This is a genomic window from Actinomadura luteofluorescens (genome assembly GCF_013409365.1).
Lineage (GTDB): Bacteria > Actinomycetota > Actinomycetes > Streptosporangiales > Streptosporangiaceae > Spirillospora > Spirillospora luteofluorescens.
Window position 1 is genome coordinate 9,004,210 of the sequence record NZ_JACCBA010000001.1, and the last position, 18,837, is coordinate 9,023,046.

Below are 18,837 nucleotides of genomic sequence, written 5' to 3' on the forward strand. Positions count from 1 at the left end.
GGTTAGCCTTACCTAATTTGAAGGGAGTTCCGTGCTGACCTGGGATGAGCTCCACGCCGCGCTGGCCGAGGTGCTGGGCGAACGCGCGGAGGCGGACGACAACCTCATCGAGCTGGGCATGGACTCGATCCGGCTCATGCAGCTCACCGGGCGGCTCCGGTGCGAGGGCATCGAGATCCGCTTCGCCGAGCTGGCCGAACGTCCGACGCTCGCCGGGTGGTGGGACCTGCTCGCGGAGAAGGGCCAGGTGGAGGCCTCGGCCGGGCCCGCCCCGGAGGCCGGCGAGCCCGCCGCCGAATCCGGCGAGCCCTTCCCGCTGGCGCTGATGCAGCACGCGTACTGGATCGGCCGCGACTCCGGCCAGGAACTCGGCTCCGTCGCCGCCCACCTGTACGTCGAGCTGGACGGGCGCGCGATCGACCCGTCCCGTTTCGAGCCGGCCGTGGACGCGCTCGTGCGGCGGCACCCGATGCTGCGCGCCGCCGTCCGCGACGACGGGACGCAGCGGATCCTGCCCGAACGTCCCGGGCCGCTCGTCACCGTCCACGACCTGCGCTCGTCGGACGACCCGGGCGCCGAGCTGGAGCGCGTCCGGGACGAGATGTCGCGGCAGCGGCTCCCCATCGAGGACGGCCGCGTCTTCGACGCCCGGCTCAGCCTCCTCCCGGGCGGTGCCGCGCGCCTCCACCTGGACGTCGACATGGTCGCCGCCGACGCGATGAGCTACCGCGTCATGCTGGCCGACCTCGCCGCGCTGTACGAGGGCGAGGCCCTCGCGCCGATCCGCTACGGCTACGCCCGGTACCTCGCCGACGACCCCCGCGCGCAGGCCCGCGCCGCCGACCGCCGCTGGTGGGCCGACCGGCTCGCCGACCTCCCCGGGCCGCCCGAGCTGCCGGTCGTCCCCCGGCCGGGGAACCGTGTCGAGCGCAAGCACCACTGGCTGCCACCGGACGGCAAGGACCGCTTCATCGCGCGCGCCCACGCCGAGGGCGTCACCCCCGCCATGGCGCTCGCGGCGGTGTTCGCCGAGGTGATCGGCGCCTGGTCGGCGACGCCGCGGTTCCTGCTGAACCTGCCGCTGTTCCACCGCGAGCCCGTCCACCCCGACGTGGACAGGGTCGTCGGCGACTTCACCGGGTCCATCATGCTGGAGGCCGACCTCACCGAGGACCTTCCGTTCGTCGCTCGCGCCCGCGCCCTCCAGGCGAACCTGCACACCGCCGGAGCGCACAGCGACTACTCGGGGCTGGAGGTGCTGCGCGACCTGTCGCGGCTGTGCGGGGAGCAGGTGCTCGCCCCGATCGTCTACACGAGCGCCCTCAACCTCGGCGAGCTGTTCGGCGACCGCGTCCGCGAGCTGTTCGGCGAACCCGGCTGGATCATCTCGCAGGGCCCGCAGGTGCTGCTGGACGCGCAGGTGACGGAGGTGTCCGGCGGCCTGCTGCTGAACTGGGACGTGCGCCTGCCCGCGTTCCCGGACGGCGTCGCGGAGGCGATGTTCGACGCCTACACCGCCGCGGTCACCCGGCTCGGCGCGCCCGGCGCCGCCTGGGACACGCCCCTCGCCATCGCCGCCACGCCCGCGCAGCTCCGCGTCAGGCACGGGCTGAACGCCACGCCCGCCCCACCGGCGCGCACGCTGACCGAGGGCTTCTTCGAGCACGCCGCGCGCCGCCCGGGTGCCCCGGCCCTGCACTGGGGCGACGACGGGACGATGACCTACGGCGAGCTCGCCGGCCGCGCCCTGCGCATCGCGTCGGCGCTGGCGGCCGAAGGGGTCCGCCCCGGCGACCGGGTCTCGGTCGAACTGCCGAAGGGGCCCGGCCAGGCCGCCGCCGTGCTCGGCGTGCTGGCGACCGGCGCCGCCTACGTCCCGATCGGCCCCGAGCAGCCGGAGGCGCGGCGTGCGAGGATCCGCGCGAGCGCGGGCGTCGCCGCCTCGCTCACCCCGGGGGGCGTCGCCGAGGCCGATCCGCTGCCCGGGCCGCTCGCGGTGCGGCCCGACCAGGTCGCCTACGTGCTGTTCACCTCCGGTTCGACGGGGGAGCCCAAGGGCGTGGAGGTCTCGCACGGCGCGGCGATGAACACCATCGGCGACCTGGTCGAGCGGTTCGCGATCGGGGAGGACGACGTCACCTTCGCCGTCTCGGCGCTCGACTTCGACCTGTCGGTGTTCGACCTGTTCGCCGCCTGGCACGCGGGCGGCGCGGTCGTCGTCCCGGGCGAGGACGAGCGGCGCGACGCCGCCCGGTGGGGCGAGCTGGTGCGGCGCTGGTCGGTGACCGTCCTGAACTGCGTCCCGTCCGTCCTGGAGATGCTGCTGCGCGCGGGCCGGGCGGAGAGCCTGCGACTCGTCCTGCTCGGCGGCGACTGGGTGGGGACGCACCTGCCCGGGTTGCTGCGGGAGAACGCGCCGGGCTGCCGCTTCGCGGCGCTCGGCGGCACGACCGAGACGGCGATCCACTCCACGGTGCAGGAGGTCGCGGGCGACGTACCGGCCGACTGGCACGCCGTCCCGTACGGGGCGCCGCTGCGCGGGGTCGCGTGCCGGGTGGTGGACGAGCTGGGCCGCGACCGCCCCGACTGGGTCACCGGCGAGCTGTGGATCGGCGGCGCCGGTGTCGCGGACGGCTACGTCGGCGACCCGTCCCGGACCGCCGACCGGTTCGTTCTCCGGGAGGGCACGCGCTGGTACCGGACCGGCGACCTGGCCCGCTACCGCCCCGATGGGACCATCGAGTTCCTGGGCCGCCGCGACCACCAGGTCAAGGTGCGCGGATTCCGGATCGAGCTCGGCGAGGTCGAGGCCGCGCTGCGCGACCACCCCGCCGTGGAGCGCGCCGTCGCGCTCCTGGCCGGCGGCCGGCTCGCCGCCGCCGTGGCGGCGCCCGCCGGCACCGACCGGGACGCCGTGCTCGCCCGCGTCCGCGACCTGCTGCCGCCGCACATGGTCCCGGAACTGCTCGTGCGCGTGGACGAGTTGCCGCTCACCGCGAACGGCAAGGTGGACCGCAAGGCCCTCACGGACCTCGCCGCGGCCGAGGCCGGTCAGGCGACCGCCGCCCATGCCGAGCCCGAGACGTCACTGGAGAAGGTGCTGGCCCGGATCGCCGCCGAGGTGCTGGGGAGGGAACGCGTCGGCGCGGACGCCGACTTCTTCGCCCTCGGCGGCGACTCCGTACTCGCGACCACCGTACTCGCGCGGCTGCGCGAGGCGCTCGACACGACGGCGCTGCCCGTCCGCGTCCTGTTCGCCGAGCGGACGGTCGCGCGGATCTGCCGCCGCTTCACCGAGCTGGAGGAGACGCCGGGACGCCTGGAATCCATCGCCGCCATCTGGCTGGAGGTCGAGGCCATGACCGAGGAGGAGCTGACCGCGCGCCTCGGGTGAGCCGGGATCAGCCCGGCTCGGGCTCCGGCCGCAGCGTCGCGGACCGGAGCCCGGTCAGGGTCAGCGCCAGCGCCAGCGCGAGGACGGCGCTGACCGTCCCGTACAGGACGATGGCGGCGCCCGGGGCGAGGTACCGGCCGAGCGCCCCGGCGCCGAGCGATCCGATGGCGCCGCCGCCCGTCTCCTGCGCCGACCACAGCGCGTTCACCCGTCCGAGATGCGAGTCGGGCGTGTGGGACTGGATCAGCCCGTACCGCAGGATCTCCTCGATCGACTGGACGAACCCGTAGACGAACAGGATCGCGACGGCGAGCGCCGGGTGACGGGCCAGACCGAGGCACGCGAGCGCGACGAACCCGGAGACGGACGCGACCAGCAGAGCAAGGCCCGGTGCGCGGGCCTGCCCGGCCCAGCCGCTCGTCAGCGAGGCCAGCACCGCGCCGCACGCCGGCGCCGCGAACAGCAGCCCGACCGTGGTGGCGCCGCCGTCCAGGCTCCGCATCGCGAACGCCGGCATCAGGACGGGGATGCCGCCGGCGACCATGAACAGCAGTCCGAGGAGCATCAGCGACCCGACGACCCGGTGCGAAGCGACGAAGCGGAACCCGTCCCAGACGGACTTCAGCGGATGGGCGTCCGCCCCCTCCACGGCGGCGGGCTTGAGCGGCGGCAGCCCGGTCAGCAGCGCGAGGGTGCCGAGCGTCCCGGCCGCCGCGGCCGCGTAGTTCCAGCCCACGCCGAACGCCGACACGACGAGCCCGCCGAGCGCGGGGGAGGCCATCGACCCGAGCCGGACCGTCAGCGCGTTGAGCGCCCCCGCCGCGACGAGCTTGCCGGGTGCGACCAGCGCGGGCGTCGCGGCCAGCAGCGCGGTGATGCTGACGCCGGTCATCAGACCGTCCCACGCCGCCAGCGCGTACAGGGCGGCCAGCGAGGGGGAGGGCAGGAACGCGTTGAGCGCCAGCAGGACGAACCCGATCCCGGCCGCCGCGCGCGCCCGCAGCATCAGGCGCCGCCGGTCATGCCGGTCGGCCAGCATCCCGCCCCACAGGAAGCCCGCGAGGAGCGCGAACCCCTCGGCGGCGGAGACCCCGCCCACATGCACGGTGGACCCCGTGAGTCCGTACACCTGCACCGGAAGGGCCACCGCCAGCATGCCGATCCCGATGACCGAGACGGTGCGGGCGATGAACACGTTGCGGAACGGCACGCTGTCGCGCAGCGGCCCGACGTCGATGACCAGTCGCCGGAGCATCCTCGGGGTTCTCCTCTGCGGATCGAGTAGCTAAGGTTAGCCTAGCCTTAGTTGATCGTGAGAAAGAGGAGCCGTGCAGCGGACGCTGATGAACGGGAAGATCCACCGGGCGACCGTCACCCAGGCGGACCTGCACTACGTGGGCTCGCTGACGATCGACGCGGACCTGATGGCCGCCGCCGACATCGTGGAGGGCGAGCAGGTCCACCTCGTCGACATCGACAACGGCGCCCGGCTCGTCACCTACGCCATCACCGGCGAGGCGGGCAGCGGGGTCATCGGGATCAACGGCGCGGCCGCCCGGCTCGTCCAGCCCGGCGACCTGGTGATCATCATCACCTACGCGGGCGTGCAGGACCCGTCCCGGCACGAGCCCCGCGTCGTCCACGTCGACGCCGCGAACCGCATCGTCGCCCTCGGCTCCGACCCGTCCGAGCCGGTCCCCGGCGCCCCCGCCCAGCTCGCGGGGCGGTGACCGTGGACGGCGTCACCCCCTGGCCCGCCGGCCTCGAAGCCCGCTACAAGGCCGAGGGCTACTGGACCGACCGCCTCCTCGGCGACGTCCTGCGCGGCGATCCCGCCGCGCTCGCCCTGGTCGCGGGCGACGACCGCCTCACCTACGCCGACCTGGACGCCCGCGCCGCCCGCACCGCCGCCGGCCTCCTCGCGCTCGGCCTGCGCCGCGGCGATCGCGTGGTCGTCCAGCTCCCGAACACCACGGGCTTCGTCGTCGCACTCCTCGCCCTCGTCCGCATCGGCGCCGCGCCCGTGCTCGCGCTCCCCGCGCACCGCGAGAGCGAGATCCGCTACCTCTGCGAGCTCTCCGAGGCCCGCGCCTACATCTGCGCCGACCGCGACGGCGACTTCGACTACCGCGAGCTGGCCCGCACGCTCCCCGTGGACCACGTGATCGTCGAAGGCGAAGCCGAGGAGTTCGTCCCCCTGGCCTCCGTCGACGCCGAGCCGGTAGTGGCCCCCGCCCCCGAGCCGTCCGACGCGGGCGTCTTCCTCCTCTCCGGCGGCACCACCGGCCTGCCGAAGCTGATCCCCCGGACGCACCGCGACTACGTCTACAACCTGGAGGCCAGCGCCGACCTGTGCGGCTTCGACCGTGGCACCGTCTACCTGGTCGTCCTCCCGGCCGCGCACAACTTCGCCCTGGCCTGCCCCGGAATCCTCGGCGTCTTCGCCACGGGCGGCACGGTCGTCCTCGCGCCCTCCGGCGCCCCGGACGAGGCGTTCCCCCTCATCGAGCGCGAGCGCGCCACCGTCTGCGCGGTCGTCCCCCCGATCGCCCTCCTCTGGCTGGACGCGGTGACCTGGTCGGACGAGGACCTCTCGTCCCTGGAGCTGCTCCAGGTGGGCGGCGCCAAGCTCGCGGCCGGACGCGCCGCGGAGATCCCGGACGCCCTGGGCTGCCAGGTCCAGCAGGTCTTCGGCATGGCCGAGGGCCTCCTCAACTACACCCGCCTGGACGACCCCCGCGACCTGGTCGAGCGGACCCAGGGCCGCCCCCTCTCCCCGGGCGACGAGGTCCGCGTCGTCGACGAGGACGGCAAGCAGGTGTCCCCGGGCGAAGTGGGCGAGCTCCTCACCCGAGGCCCGTACACCCTCCGCGGCTACTATCGCGCCCCCGAGCACAACGCCCGCTCCTTCACCCCGGACGGCTTCTACCGCACAGGCGACCTCGTCAGGGAGCTGCCGTCCGGCCACCTCATCGTCGAGGGCCGCGAGAAGGACCAGATCAACCGGGGCGGCGACAAGATCTCCGCCGAGGAGCTGGAGAACCACCTCCTGGCCCACCCGGCGGTCCACGACGCGGCCGTGGTCGGCGTCCCCGACCCGGTGATGGGTGAGCGCACCTGCGCCTTCCTGATCATCAGGGAGGGCGGGGAGGCGCCCGGCCTGCGCGAGCTCAAGGACTTCCTCCGCACCCGGGGCGTCGCCGCCTACAAGCACCCCGACCGTCTGGAGACGGCCGCCGCGTTCCCCCGGACCCCGGTCGGGAAGATCAGCAAGAAGGCGCTCGCCGCCCGCCTCCGATAGGACCGCCACCGGTTCGTCACCCGGTGTTCACCGTTTCGCGCGAACGCCGCGGGCGTGGTCGGCATCCTAATAGACAATCATGTCTATTAGGTGGGAGAGGTCTGTGGCACCCGATCCGCTGGGTCCCGGTGATCCGTCCAAGCTCGGCGACTACCTTCTCGCGGGGCGGCTCGGCGCCGGCGGGCAGGGCGTCGTCTACGAGGGCTACGGCCCGGACGGCGTGCGGGTCGCGGTCAAGACGCTCCACGGCGACTACTCCGCCGCGCACCGCGACCTGTTCGTCCGCGAGGTCGAGGCGGTTCGGCGCGTCTCGCAGTTCTGCACGGCGCGCGTCCTCGCCGTCGATCTCGACGACGCCGTCCCGTACGTCGTCAGCGAGTACGTCGCGGGCCCGACCCTCCAGCAGGCGGTCGACGAGGACGGCCCGTACAAGCCGGACGACCTGTACCGGCTGGCGGTCGGGATCGCGACCGCGCTGACCACCGTCCACCGTGCGGGCGTCGTCCACCGCGACCTGAAGCCCGCCAACGTGCTGCTCGGACCGGACGGACCCCGCGTCATCGACTTCGGCATCGCCCGCACCGAGGACATGTCCCAGAGCGCGACCGGGATGAAGGGGACGCCCCGGTACATGGCTCCCGAGGTGTTCCAGGGTGAGAGCCCCGGGCCCGCCGTCGACGTCTGGGCCTGGGGCGCCACGATCCTGTTCGCCGCGTCCGGCCGCACCCCGTTCAGCGGCGAGTCCCTGCCCAAGCTGATGCACTCCGTGCTGAACACCGAACCGGACATCGCGACGGTCCCCGAGCGGCTGCGGCCCATGGTCGAAGCCGCGCTGGCCAAGGACCCCGAACGGCGTCCCGACGCCCCGGACCTGCTCCTCGACCTGCTCGGCGGGGGTCCCGACGCGGACCTTCTGGAGCAGGGCGAGCGGGAGGCCCGCGCCGTCCGCACGCCGAAGCCCGCGTCCCCGCCCCTGGGCGAGCGCGCCGAAGAGGCGATGCGCAGCCTCGGCCCGGAGGCGCAGCAGGCCGTCCCGCAGATCCTGCTGCGGATGGTGTCGGCCGAAGACGACCTCGTCCGCCCGGCGGCGCGCGCCGAGTTCAGCGACGGCCGCACGCCGGAACCGATCGTCGACGCCGTCCTCACGGCGTTCACGCGGGCGGGGCTGCTCATCTGGGACGGGCAGCGGATCACGCTCGCCTCCCCGGCGCTCCTGCGCGCGTGGCCGCGGCTGCGCGACTGGGCTGCCGCCGAACGTCCGGGCCTGGACGTCCACCAGGAACTCGCCGAGGGAGCACGGCTGTGGGACGCGCACGGCCGCAAATCCGGCGACCTCCTCCAGGGGACCCGCCTCGAACGCGCGATGACCTGGGCCGTCGGCGGCAGCCGCGTGCTGCGGCCGAACACACTCGAACAGGCGTTCCTGGACGCCGGGCGCGCGTCCGTCCGCCGCCGGTCCACCCTGCGGACGGCGGTCTCCGGAGTCCTCGCCGTCCTGCTGCTGGTGACGCTCGTCGCGGGCGTCCTCGTCTTCCAGCAGAGCCGCACCGTCGCCCGGCAGCGCGACGACGCGGAGGCCCGCCGCCTGGCGGCCGTGGCGATGGCCACCCGCAAGAGCGACCCGAGGACCGCCCGCCGCCTGGCCATCGCCGCCGGCGCCCTCTCGAACACCAAGGAGACCAGGGAGGCGCTGGTCGCGCTCCGCTACCAGTGGGAGAGCGACGTCTTCATCCCGCCCGGCGTGAGCGCCACGACCCGGCGGCAGCCGTCGCCGGGCGGCCGCGTCCTCGCCGTCGTGGACGGCGGAAAGGCCAGTGTCTGGAACATCGACACCCACGCGAGACTGCACCAGTTCACCATCACCGGCGCCGACACCCTCGATCTCGTCGTCACCGACGACGCGCGCACCATGGTCACCTGGGCGGATGACGGGACGGCCCGCGTCTGGGACACCTCGTCCGGCAAGCAACGCGGCAGGCTCCCCATCGGCAGGGCCGGCACCAACGCGAAGATCTTCGACGGGATCGACCTGAGCCCGTCCGGGCACCTCCTGCTCGCCGGCAACCGCGACGCCCGCACCGTCTGGGACCTGCGGACCCTCCGGCAGGTCCCGCTGAGCTGGACGCGCCCGAAGGACGGTGTCGAGATCCTCGCGGCCGACGCCGGCGACCAGCTCCTCGCGGGCGTCACCTCGCAGGGCGCGGTGCACGTCGACCAACTCGCGGCCAAGGCGACGATCGCGCTGCCCCGCCTCAACAAGGCGCTCAGGGGGAGGTACGTCAGCGCGGCCAGACTGAGCCCGGACGGATCGCTGTTCGCCGTCGCGGCCACCCCGGCCGCGGGCGAGAAGACAGAGATCCTCCTCTGGAAGCTCGGCGCGGACGAGCAGTACCTGAGGCTCGGATCCGCGAACTCCTACTCGTCCCTGGCCTTCAGCGACGACGGCGGCTACCTGGCGCAGGCCAGGACCATGTGGCGGCTCAAGGACGGCGGCGCCACCCAGTCCACCCCCGACGAGCCCATGATCCGCTACGCGCCGACCGCGGACTGCGCCCTGGTCCGCTTCGTGGAGAAGCGGGCGCTGCGCTGCGTCGAACCGGCGACCGGCCAGGTCTCGTCCCTCGACATCAGCACCTTCCTGAGCACCCAGGTCGTCCAGGGAAGCGGCCTGTTCCAGAACACGGCCATCTCCGCTGACGCCTCGACCATGGTGTACCGCGGCGGAGGCTCCGTGCACTTCTGGGACGTCCGGCGAAAGCAGGCCGTCAACCGAGGGTTCAGCCTTTCGTCCGACTACGAGTACTCAGGCAACGGCAACGACCTCGCCCTCAGCGCGGACGGCGGGCGGCTCGCCATCTACAAGAACGCCCGCACGGTCACCGTCACCGACGCCAAGAAGTTCGCCAAGCTCGGCGACGTGACGCTGCCCCGGCCCACCGACAGGATCCAGGCCATGGCCATGTCCCCGGACGGCCACGGCCTGGCCCTCCTGGTCCGCCGTGGCATCGTGGGAGAACTCCAGTTCTGGGACGCGAAGACACTCCGGCTGACTCGCGCGGTTCCGTCCTCAGCCGACACCTTCGTCAAACGCATCGTCTTCCGCCCGGACGGCAAGGCCCTCATGACGGACGGCAAGTCCGGCATGATCGAGTACCCGTCCGGCCGCGTCCTGGCCAGAAGCGACGACACCTTCCTGAACACCCTTCTCACCATGAGCCGCGACGGCCGGACGATCGTGAGCGCCGAGGGAACCGAGGCGGACCAGAAAGTCCTCCTCACCGACGGCAGGACGCTCCGCTCGCGCGGCCTGATCCTGCGCGGCCACAAGAGCTACGTCAGGGCCGCCGCCCTTTCCCCGGACGGCGCCCTCCTCGCCACCGGCGACGAACTGGGCCAGATCCGCCTGTGGGAAGTCGAATCCGGCCGCCCCTACGCGCTGCCCCTGACCGGCCACCAGTCCGAGATCGGCGCACTGGCGTTCTCCTCGGACGGACGAACCCTCACCAGCACCGCCGAAGCCGGCACCCTCCTCACCCACGACCTGGCCCCCGCCCTCACCAGAGCGGCCCTCTGCAAGAACACCACCGGCGGCCTGACAAGAAGGGAATGGCGAGAAGCCCTCCCCACCCTCGACTACCGCCCCACCTGCCCTTGACGCCGCCCGGCGCGCCGGTCTCGACAAGGCCGGCCGGCCATCCGATGAATGCGTGCCGAGCAGATCACGGCGACGGCCGCGGCCCCCACCGCGGTGGCGGGCGCGGCCGAACAGGTCACCGACGCGATCCAGCGGCTCTGATCAGCAAGCCGACAGGTGCTGTTCCGGGAAGCGGACGTACGGGTAGGAGACCGAGTGCCGTCGCGGCGATGAGTCCGACGGTGCCCGCGGGGTCTACCTCCCGACCCGTACAACCGATCGACCGAGCTTCGGGAGCAGGACATGGGCCTCATTGACATAGAGCTGTTCGCAACCCTCGACCTCGTCGCGCAGTCGCCCGGCGGCCCCGACGAGGACCCGGTCGGGTTCCCGTTCGGCGGCTGGCAGGCGCCCCTGATGGACGAGGTCACCGGCGCGCAGATCGGTGCCGCGTACGAGGGCACGGACGCCCTGCTGCTCGGCCGGCGGACCTACGACATCTTCGCCGCCTACTGGCCGCACCAGGAAGGCGGAGAGGACAACGAGATCGCCGCTCTCTTCAACACCGTCCCGAAGTACGTGGCCTCCCGAGGCAGGCCCGACCTCTCATGGGCCGGTTCCATCCAGCTCGGCCCGGACCTGGCCGCAGCGGTCCGCGAGATCCGCGACCGCCACGAGCACATAAAGGTCGTCGGAAGCCTGAACCTGGTGCAGACCCTCCTACGCGAGAAGCTCTTCGACCGCCTCGACCTCTGGGTCTACCCGATAGTGCTCGGCGTCGGAAAGAAGGTCTTCGACGGCGGCGAGGTCCCCACGAACCTCACCCTCCAAGAACCACCGTCAGCCGCCCCGAACGGCACCGTCCACCTACGCTACGCCCTGGCCGAAGGCACCCCCGCGACAGGCGACATGACCGCCCCCGACCGCGGCGCCGCCCCCAACGACTGACTCCGCCCGTGAGGTAACCACAGCCCGGCTGCGCCCGGCGTCCAGAGACGCTCGAACGACGGTGAGGCGGACCCCCGCCGCCACGTCACGCAGAGCCGGACTTCCGACTCTGGAGCCAGGTCGCAGCGGAGGGCCGCGTGGTGGCGCCGGTGCGCAGCCGAAACAGCCGATTCGACCTGACCGGCACAGGGATCGAGGACTCCCCGGGGCAGATCGTCGTCCGCCCCGGGAGTTCAACGGATGTAGCCGTTCACGACCATCGGCAGCGACGCGTCCAGACCCGCCATGTTCAGCACGCCCTCATCGCGGGGATCGCCGATGGTGTGCCCGTTCGCGGCCATCGCCGCGAGCACGACCCGGACGTTGCCGTTGACGGTCTGGCGGTAGGCGTCGAGAGCCTGCGACGCGTGCTGCCGTCCAGCCCACGTCTCGTTGTCGGTGAACACCACCATCCCGTCCACCTCAAGACGCTGACGCTGCGCCCACTGGAACGGCAGCGACAGATCCGTTCCGCCACCCGAGGGCCGCCACCGGGAGATCTCCCCCAGGTTCGTGCGCGCCGTCACCTTGGATGCGTGGACCTGGGTGTCGACGTCGATGACGTGGCAGTTGCCGCGCTCGATCCGGTTCAGGATGACCGCCATCGCGTTCGCGACCTCGTAGCAGGACCCGAGCGGCGCACCACCCGAGGTGATGTGGCGGAAGCTCATGGACCCGGAGGAGTCCACCGCCACCAGCAGGCGCCGACCGGACGGCTCCATGTGCCCGAACGACTTCTCGTACGCCTCTTCGAGCGCGTCGGCGATGGCCGGGACCGGCGACCAGTGCTGCACGTCGGCGCGCGGGTGCGGCTGCGCGCGGCCGGCCCCGTACACGCGCAGGGCGAGGAACAGGTCCATCGGGTGGATCCGGGCCTTCGCGAGCGCGCCGGCGTCGGTGAGTCGGCCCGCGGCGCGGCGGGTCGCGTCACCCATCGGTGTCAGCGTCCCTATCCGAGTCATCCGGGACAGGTTCCGAAGCAGCGCGGTCATCCCGATGGTGTCGACGAGTTCGTCCCACACATCCGGCTCGGTGAGAACCGCGTCCGGGAGGAACTCCCACGGCACGCCCCGGGACCGCACCACCTCGATCGCCTCGACCGGGCCGGTGACGGCCTGCGCGGTGAGGAACGCGTCCACTGCGGGCACGTGCGCGCGGACGTCATCGTCGGAGACGTTCCCGGCGATCCACCCGAACAGCGCACGCCGCGCCGGGGAGTCGGCCTTGGGGTGCGCGATGCGGAGCGCGTCCCGCAGCGCGAACGCCTCCCCGGCCGGGGTCCTGCGCTGCCGGGCCTTGCACACTCGCCACGCGACCTGGTCGACGTCACCGTTGAGGAACCACGACGCGAGCGCGGTCCGCATCGCCCGCCCGATCACAGGCGCGGTGCCGCTGCCGCTGCCGCTGGCCTTGCCGCCGAGGTTCTTCCAGTACCCGAAGAACGACGCGAGATGGTCCGTGGTCCGCGCGACCCGCGCCAGCGATGCCTTTACGGCCTGCCGGGTGCCGGCGTCGCCACGCGCCGCCGCGGCGGCCATGACGAAAAGCGCGGGACGGTTCTTCGGAGCACGCGGCGGGCGTGCCGTGGAGACCTCCGTCGCGAGGTTGACGGCCCGGACACCGTCCGCGGCGACCGCGTCGAACACGACCTGCGCGTTGTCCGCGGTAAGCCTGTCTTCACCGACGTAGTAGGTGCCGCCGGTGGTGCCGAGGATGAGGAAGTCCTCCAGTCGCGTCCACAGGTCCTTGGCGAAGCCGTAGCCGCCCGCGTTGTTGCGGACCTGCTCGGCCCCACGGCCGGGAATCGGCCGGCTCTGCGGCGTCTGAAAGGTGGACACCGAAGCAAGAGGATCACGGGCCATCGATGGCCTCCAAGGAATTCGACCCGCCTCAGGGGAGGATGTGGGGGCGGAGCAAGCACACGGGGGAGGGCGGATGTGGTGGCGCCCACCGGGTTTTTAGTCCAATGCTCTTCCTGACTGAGCTACCACCCGAAATTGCCGGGTGGGCAGGATTCGAACCTGCGACCCTTGGATCCGATAACCGACGGACTTCGACCCGCCCTTCCCCTGTGCTTTCAGCTCGACCCGTAGGGCCGGGTACACGCACGGATGTGGGAACGACCACCGGGCTGTTTCTTTTCCAAAGAGATAACCGATGGTCTTCGACCCGTGCGCGCACCGGACCCGACGCGCTGATCAAAAGGTAGCCCGCTTCTAAACCGCTCGCATCTGAATATCGGCGGGACTGTCCGCAGCGGCGGTGAGGCGGTCACGGTCCTGGCCGTGGCCGCCAATGCCGGGGGCGTAGCCGCTCCCTGGTCGCCCGTCACTCCCCGAAGCCCTCGCTTGGCCGGCGCGGGGGCCCGGCCCAGCGGACCAAGTTGTGGAACAGCTCCGCCTGCTCGACAGCGTCGTCCAGCGCGTTGTGCGTGTGCGGTCGGTCGGACAGCAGCTCGGAGGGCATCTGGCGTTTGGTCGAGCGGCTGATCGGAGTGCCCGCCTTGGTGGCGTACATGCTCTTGAGGTCCAGGTGCCGGGAGTGGCCGAACGGAGACCCGGTCTCGGTGAACCGCGTCCAGTACCAGTACAGGAACATCCAGTCGAAGCCGAGCGGGTAGGCCACCAGCACCGCCGTGGCGTCAGCCGAGGCCGCCGCCGCCCTCACCCAGCCGGCGGCTGCGCTCATCGCCTCACCCGGCTCACGGCCCTCGACGGCGAGCCGGCCGCGGTCCAGACCACTGATGCCCAAAGCCTCCGGCACGTAGTCGTCGCTGATCGGTTTCAGCTCCGCGTAGAACGTGGTCTCAGCCGGATCAACCGGCCTGAACTCGACCCCGTCAAAAGTCCCACACACGCTCATGCCAAAACTCAGCATGGAATACGGCCCCGGAATCGGCCCATCGGCCTCCACATCAACCGAAATATATGCCTCGCGCTTACCCATAAATGCTCAGCGATCTTCCTCAAGGAGCTGTGAGCGGATTGAGATCCGGGAGCAGGTCTCATCTGCCGCTGAAAAGGTATTCGGCTGTGCGCCGGAGGGCTGACTATGTCAGTGTGAACGTTGGGTTGGGATTTGGTGTGGTTCGAATAGAAGGATCTTGGACGAGGAGTACGGATGGTCGGCCCCCCAATCGGCCGTCCTCCTTGAAGACGATGGGAACGCCGCCCGGGGCGGCATAAGAGCTGTCGTTGTCCACGATGAATTCGCGGGCGCCGACGTTGAAGACATAGAATTCGTCGTTCTCGGTGATCAAACGATCATCCAGGCAGAAGGTTCCCATCGACCAGCCGGGCTCGAAATGTTCGCGGACGATCTCGCGAGCCTGCTCGTAGGTCACGGCCATGCCTTGCCTCCGAACGGTAGGTTCAGATCAGGGTTCGAAGAGAGGATCTGTCTGATTCTTGGGTGGTGTTGGGCGGTCGTCAACCCGAAGATACTCGGGGGAGTGTCCCATGGTGAAGTAGTACTCGGCGTCCTGGACGGGAGGTTTGGGTTGACCGTCAACAAAGCGAACTTTTCCTCCCACGTTCTCCACGCTGAAGACGTGCGAGCCGAAATAAGGGGCGTTCCAGGCGATGTGGATGATGCCCCGTGCCCCTGGCTCTTTGAACGCCTCCTCGATTTCAGCCTTGGTTCCACGGGTGAACGTGCCTCCCCACGCCTGCTCGATGGTGCTCAGGGGTCGGCCGCCTGGCCCGCCCTCGTCAGACCGCAGGTGCTTCTCCAGTGGACCGGCCGCTACTTCGTGTCCGCGTCGTCGCAACTCGTTTGCCTGTACGACGCCGGTGCAGTTCTCAGAGTATGCCGAGCTGGCCGTGTCATATCTCGAGTTTACTTTGTTCAGGGTCTGGTCGATCTCGGTGTCGACCTTCTTGTCGGCGAGTTGAGCTAGTTTGGCGCCGGTGTCCATCTGTCGTTCAATTTCGCTCTTAGTTCCCGCGACGGCAGCCGGAGAATCTGATTGTAGTGTCGATGTGCGGGCGGGTGGCGTGCGTATCGGTGGCTGAAGCGGGCTTCTCTGTCTGGGCTGCTGTGTGTGGTGCGACGATGAGCACGCACGATGACATATCGGCCCCTCTGTGTTGAGGAACCATGGTCAGCCAACTTCCCTCGTGCCCGTCCCCGCCGCCGCACAGCGCTGGCGGTGCGCCTTTCCCGGCGAGCTCGTCCAGGCGTGCGCCGCCCGTAGGTTCACCGCGATCCTTCTCGACGGCTGCCCGCTTCTCGACGAGGTGCTCCTCGCGGTGGACGAACTGGTGGTGAACGCCCTGCGGCACACCAGGTCCGGCCAGCCCGGCGGGGCCTTCACGGTGGAGCTCACCCGCTGGGGCGGCGCCGTCGCCGTCACCGATGAGGGCGCACCGTCCGAACCCGTCGTCACCGACGCGGGTGACGACGCCGAGTCCGGGCGCGGCCTGCGGACCGTCTCCCTTCTGGCCGCCGGTTGGGGCTGGTTCGGCAACGACCGGTTCCGCACCGTCGCCGCGCTGTTCGCCACGTCACTTGGTCTCAGCGCTCGCATCCACGGGCGAGACGCGCACGATCGCCTTGTCTGCATGGCTGCGGCGTCGAACGCTGGCGGACGGTCCGCAACGTCTCCGATGTGCTCGCCGCCGGGGCTTTGCCGTCAGCCCGGTGGGACGGTCTCTGGCCACCTGGTGAAGTATTTGCCCAGGTTCGGGTTCTCCTGTGTTCCCGTATGGCCGGTTCGGCGGTGTGGTGAAGAGAGCGATGTGGTGGGACCTCCGCGGAGGGACACTCGTCCATGCCTAGACGATTCAGACCCGTGCGGGCCATCGAGCGTGTTTTTCTCGGCCCTTCCACCCATTCCACTGCCCGCCGGACCTTGCGGCATGCTGCTCGGAGCGCTGACCCTCCTCCTCGCGGTGCTCGCCCTGAGTCCGTTGACGTCGCCTTCCCGGCAAGCGCAGAACCAGGGGGAAGGAACTCCCTCCGGTACTTCGTCCGGATCGTCAGATGAGTCTCCGACCGGGGTTGCGCCGAGTGGTGGGGGGACACAGCCGAACCCGAAAGCGACGGTTCCCAGCACCGGTTCGACGTCGACCGCTCCCGAGGAGAGACGCACGTCCCGGAAGGCGGCTCCACCAGGTCCCACGAGTGAAGGGCCACCGGGCACCCGGGAGCCGAGTTCACCGACGACGCCCGCACAAGTCCCGCAAGACGGGGGGTCGTCGGGCGAGGGGACGCCCAGTGACGAGCCGCGGCCGAGTGAGCAGCCGAGCTCGGATCTCGATCCCCGGTTCGGCACGTGCAAGGAGGCCAACGCCCACGGCTACGGGCCCTACGTGAAGGGAACCGATCCTGAGTACCGCTGGTACACCGATCGCGATCAGGACGGTGTCGATTGCGAACCGGCCCACAGCCGGATGCCCTGAAGAGATCAGTTGGCCTGGCAGGTGGGGCACCAGACTGTTCTGCGGCCGGATAGGCGGCGGCTTTCCAGAGGGGTGCCGCAGCGGGGGCAGGTGGGGGTCTGGGCGTCTCGGGCTCCGGTCAGCCAGGTTTTTCTGGGTGGGACGCGTTCGGCCTTGAGGGAGTCGCGGAGGACGCGGTGCATTGCTCGGTGGAGCGTGGTGACTTCGGGGGCGGTCAGGTCGCGGGCGGGGCGTAGGGGGTTGAGGTGGGCTTGCCAGCAGATCTCGTCGGCCAGGAGGTTGCCCAGGCCCGCGGTGATCGTCTGGTCGGTGAGGGTTGTCTTGAGGCGGCCTCGGTGGGCACCGAGGGTGGCGGTCAGGTCGTCGCGGGAGAGGTCCAAGGCGTCCGGGCCCAGGTTCTCGACGGTTTCGTCGGCCTCCTTACTGTTGGCGGCCAGGTGGACGCCTTGGAGTTTGCGCATGTCGCGGAAGCGGAGTTCGCCGTCGGGAAGTGCCCAGATGACGCGGTCGTGGCGGTGGCGCGGGTCGTCCAAGGGGTGCCAGGTGAGGGAGCCCGTCATGCCGAAGTGGAGCAGGACGACCGGGCCCTGCGCCGGGGCTAGCAGCCACTTGCCGTGGCGGTGCGGTTCTTCGAAGCGATGGCCGCGCAGCGACGTGCTCAGGCGCCGGGCGGTGACTCCGCGGAGGACGCCGGGGTCGAGCACCGACACCGAGGCGATCGGCTCCCCGGTGTGCTCGGCGAGCACCCGGCGGAAGCCTTCGACGTCAGGGAGTTCCGGCATGGCGGGTTCCTACCCGCCGCCGGCTCAGATCCGCGGGACGACGTGCGGCGCGATGCTGGAGAGCTTTTCGCAGGTCTCCTCGTATTCGCGGTCGGGGGTCGATGCGCTGACGATGCCCGCGCCGGCGCGCAGCCATGCCCGGCCGTTCTCGGCGTAGAGGGCGCGGAGGACGAGGGCGGAGTCCAGCGCGCCGTCGTGGGAGACGGTGACGACGGCACCCGAGTACAGGCCGCGGCGCTCCTCCAGGCGGGTGATGGCCTCGATCGCCTCGGGCTTCGGGATGCCGGACGCCGTGACGCCGGGGAAGAGGGCGTCCAGGGCGTCCCACGCGGTGTGGCCGGGGGAGAGGGTGCCGCTGACGCTGGAGCCCAGGTGCTGGACGCTGCCGCGTTCCTTCACCGTCATGAAGCCGGTGACGTGGACGGAATCCTGGTCGCAGACCCGGTAGAGCTCCTCCTGGGACGTGCGTACGGAGACGGCGTGCTCGTAGATCTCCTTGGGGTCGGTCTCCAGGTCGTGGCGGGTGCGGGCGTCAGTGGCGGCGCCGAGGCCGAAGGCGCGGGTGCCGGCCAGGGGCTGGGTCATGACGTGCCCCGAGGCGTCGACGCTCGCGAGTACCTCGGGGCTGAACCCGGTGGCCTGGAACCCGTCCAGGTCGAGCAGGAACGAGCGGGCCGGGGTGTTGGCCTCGCGGCCTCGGACGTAGGTCGAGACGACGTCGACCGGGTGGGGGATGTCCAGGCGGCGCGACACGATGACCTTCTGGTAGCGGCGCGCGTGGATTTCGCCCAGGGCCTCGGCGACGCGCTCGCGGTAGGGAGTGCCGCCGGTCCTGACGTCGACGGGGGAGGGCTCGCCGACGGAATGGCCGTCCGGCTTGGCCAGCAGTTCGGTGACCTGCTCGACGTCCGCTTCGTCCACGCCGGTGACGGTGACGCGGCCGTTTTCGGCCCGTACTTCGGCGCGGGGGACGATCAGGTGCGCGAGTCTTCCGGCGGGACGAGGCGCGGCGAACTCGAACGCGATCCAGCCGTAGGCGTTCCAGACGGGCAGGGGCGCGTCGGCGAAAGTGTCGCGGAGCGCGTCGGAGGGGCGTCCCGCCCAGGGTCGGATGACCGGGGCCTGGCCCGGCCAGTGGGCGCGGACGGTGTCGGCGTCGAGGACGACCTCGGCGAGCATGCCGCCCGCGAACGTCCATGAGCCGGGACGCTCGTAGACGACGTAGTCGTCGAACAGGCCCGATCCGGCCAGGCGGGCCATGAGGGCGAGCGGCGCCGAGGCATGCTCGACGGCCGGCTCGGCGGGGTTGGCGTCGGTGCGCAGACCAGTGGACAAGG

At 71.3% G+C, this 18,837-nt stretch carries 13 protein-coding genes; 6 read left to right on the forward strand and 7 right to left on the reverse strand.

Annotation, left to right across the window (positions count from 1 at the left end; genetic code table 11):
- Window positions 1-31 precede the first annotated feature (31 nt).
- Window positions 32-3,394 (forward strand): non-ribosomal peptide synthetase, encoded by a 3,363-nt coding sequence (locus BJY14_RS41470; protein WP_179848590.1) that lies wholly within the window; start codon window positions 32-34, stop codon window positions 3,392-3,394.
- A gap of 7 nt (window positions 3,395-3,401) precedes the next feature.
- Here BJY14_RS41470 and entS read toward each other — a convergent pair whose 3' ends face one another.
- Window positions 3,402-4,649, reverse strand: coding sequence for an enterobactin transporter EntS (gene entS, locus BJY14_RS41475; RefSeq protein ID WP_179848591.1), 1,248 nt, complete (start codon window positions 4,647-4,649; stop codon window positions 3,402-3,404).
- Window positions 4,650-4,722: 73 nt separating this feature from the next.
- Between entS and panD the strand changes: the two genes are divergently transcribed.
- The 4 genes from panD to BJY14_RS41495 all read left to right on the forward strand — a co-directional run bounded on the left by panD (window position 4,723) and on the right by BJY14_RS41495 (window position 11,277).
- Window positions 4,723-5,124, forward strand: coding sequence for an aspartate 1-decarboxylase (gene panD, locus BJY14_RS41480; protein ID WP_179848592.1), 402 nt, complete (start codon window positions 4,723-4,725; stop codon window positions 5,122-5,124).
- Window positions 5,125-5,126: 2 nt separating this feature from the next.
- Window positions 5,127-6,695, forward strand: coding sequence for a (2,3-dihydroxybenzoyl)adenylate synthase (locus BJY14_RS41485; RefSeq protein ID WP_179848593.1), 1,569 nt, complete (start codon window positions 5,127-5,129; stop codon window positions 6,693-6,695).
- A 103-nt stretch (window positions 6,696-6,798) separates the two neighbouring features.
- Window positions 6,799-10,350: a WD40 repeat domain-containing serine/threonine protein kinase gene (locus BJY14_RS41490; protein ID WP_179848594.1), complete on the forward strand. Its 3,552-nt coding sequence runs from the start codon at window positions 6,799-6,801 to the stop codon at window positions 10,348-10,350.
- Between the two features lie 282 nt (window positions 10,351-10,632).
- Window positions 10,633-11,277: a dihydrofolate reductase family protein gene (locus BJY14_RS41495; protein ID WP_179848595.1), complete on the forward strand. Its 645-nt coding sequence runs from the start codon at window positions 10,633-10,635 to the stop codon at window positions 11,275-11,277.
- 233 nt (window positions 11,278-11,510) lie between these two features.
- On the opposite strand, the gene BJY14_RS41500 is transcribed toward BJY14_RS41495, so the two are convergent.
- The 4 genes from BJY14_RS41500 to BJY14_RS41515 all read right to left on the reverse strand — a co-directional run bounded on the left by BJY14_RS41500 (window position 11,511) and on the right by BJY14_RS41515 (window position 15,232).
- Window positions 11,511-13,154 carry a TROVE domain-containing protein gene (locus BJY14_RS41500; protein WP_179848596.1) on the reverse strand — a complete coding sequence of 548 codons (1,644 nt, stop codon included), beginning with the start codon at window positions 13,152-13,154 and terminating at the stop codon, window positions 11,511-11,513.
- A 490-nt stretch (window positions 13,155-13,644) separates the two neighbouring features.
- Complete coding sequence (locus BJY14_RS41505) at window positions 13,645-14,262, reverse strand: 3'-5' exonuclease family protein (protein WP_179848597.1); 618 nt, start codon at window positions 14,260-14,262, stop codon at window positions 13,645-13,647.
- 103 nt (window positions 14,263-14,365) lie between these two features.
- Window positions 14,366-14,665 carry a hypothetical protein gene (locus BJY14_RS41510; protein WP_179848598.1) on the reverse strand — a complete coding sequence of 100 codons (300 nt, stop codon included), beginning with the start codon at window positions 14,663-14,665 and terminating at the stop codon, window positions 14,366-14,368.
- Between the two features lie 27 nt (window positions 14,666-14,692).
- Window positions 14,693-15,232 (reverse strand): toxin glutamine deamidase domain-containing protein, encoded by a 540-nt coding sequence (locus tag BJY14_RS41515; RefSeq protein ID WP_179848599.1) that lies wholly within the window; start codon window positions 15,230-15,232, stop codon window positions 14,693-14,695.
- Window positions 15,233-15,434: 202 nt separating this feature from the next.
- Here BJY14_RS41515 and BJY14_RS44700 point away from each other — a divergent pair, with 202 nt between their 5' ends.
- Complete coding sequence (locus BJY14_RS44700) at window positions 15,435-16,718, forward strand: excalibur calcium-binding domain-containing protein (RefSeq protein WP_376770031.1); 1,284 nt, start codon at window positions 15,435-15,437, stop codon at window positions 16,716-16,718.
- Window positions 16,719-16,723: 5 nt separating this feature from the next.
- Here the strand turns inward: BJY14_RS44700 and BJY14_RS41530 are convergent, their stop codons facing one another.
- Window positions 16,724-17,500 (reverse strand): Fpg/Nei family DNA glycosylase, encoded by a 777-nt coding sequence (locus tag BJY14_RS41530; RefSeq protein ID WP_179848600.1) that lies wholly within the window; start codon window positions 17,498-17,500, stop codon window positions 16,724-16,726.
- A gap of 24 nt (window positions 17,501-17,524) precedes the next feature.
- Window positions 17,525-18,835 carry a salicylate synthase gene (locus BJY14_RS41535; RefSeq protein ID WP_246396308.1) on the reverse strand — a complete coding sequence of 437 codons (1,311 nt, stop codon included), beginning with the start codon at window positions 18,833-18,835 and terminating at the stop codon, window positions 17,525-17,527.
- Between the last annotated feature and the right edge of the window lie 2 nt (window positions 18,836-18,837).